The sequence below is a fragment of the Vibrio sp. Vb0304 genome, assembly GCF_033338995.1.
Classification (GTDB): Bacteria; Pseudomonadota; Gammaproteobacteria; order Enterobacterales; family Vibrionaceae; genus Vibrio; species Vibrio alginolyticus.
In genome coordinates, this window is sequence record NZ_JAWOTT010000302.1 from 1 (window position 1) to 1,107 (window position 1,107).

1 protein-coding gene is annotated in these 1,107 nt (G+C 47.2%); it reads left to right on the plus strand.

All coding sequences use genetic code 11. The annotated features are described in order from the left end of the window. Positions 1 to 60 precede the first annotated feature (60 nt). The coding region (locus tag R7P35_RS25805) for a Na+/H+ antiporter NhaC family protein (protein WP_318093300.1) at positions 61 to 1,107 on the plus strand (1,047 nt) is incomplete at its 3' end.

Consider the following 1,107-nt stretch of genomic DNA (forward strand, 5'->3'; position numbering starts at 1 on the left):
TCGGCGGTTGGCCGCTTGTCGACGAAGAATAATAAGTAAACACAACATATTAGGAAAAGTATGAATCCTGTCGTTATCTCAGTTTGCGTCATGCTCGTGTTAGCATTGATGCGTGTAAACGTGGTGGTCGCCCTCACGTTTAGTGCCATTGTTGGTGGCCTTGTTGCGGGAATGAGCTTAGGCGATACCGTAGCGGCCTTCGAAAGTGGCTTAGGTGGCGGTGCAACGATTGCACTTAGCTACGCTATGCTTGGCACATTCGCCGTTGCCATTTCTAAATCTGGTATCACTGACCTGCTCGCAAAAAGCGTGATTAAACGCCTAAACGGCAAAGAAAGTGCAGCATCGACTACTGGCCTTAAATACGCTGTATTAGTGGCGTTAGTGCTCGTAACCATGTCTTCTCAGAACGTAATTCCTGTTCATATCGCCTTTATTCCAATTTTGATTCCACCTCTTTTGGGCGTATTTGCGAAGCTTAAACTGGATCGTCGCTTAATTGCGTGTGTGCTGACTTTTGGTCTGATTACACCTTACATGGTGCTTCCTGTTGGTTTTGGCGGCATCTTCTTAAACAACATCTTGCTGAAGAACCTGCATGACAACGGTTTAGAGAACGTTGTCGCAAGCCAAGTACCAACCGCAATGTTGCTTCCTGGCGCGGGTATGATTTTTGGTTTGCTACTGGCCATTTTTGTTAGCTACCGAAAACCTCGTGAGTACAAAGAAACAGAACTGACGGTGGTTCACGAAACCGACCACAGCATTAACAAACAGCACATCCTAGTGGCTGCACTTGGTATTATTGCCGCGCTTGGTGTTCAGCTTTACACCGGCTCAATGATCATCGGTGCTCTTGCTGGTTTTATGGTGTTCACGTTTGGTGGCGTTATCGCTTGGAAGGAAACTCACGACGTATTCACCAAAGGCGTTCACATGATGGCGATGATCGGCTTTATCATGATCGCAGCCGCGGGTTTTGCAGCGGTAATGAAACAAACCGGTGGCGTAGAAACCCTAGTTCAGTCACTGTCTACAAGTATTGGTGACAACAAACCGCTTGCTGCGCTACTTATGCTGGTTGTTGGTCTATTGGTAACCATGGGT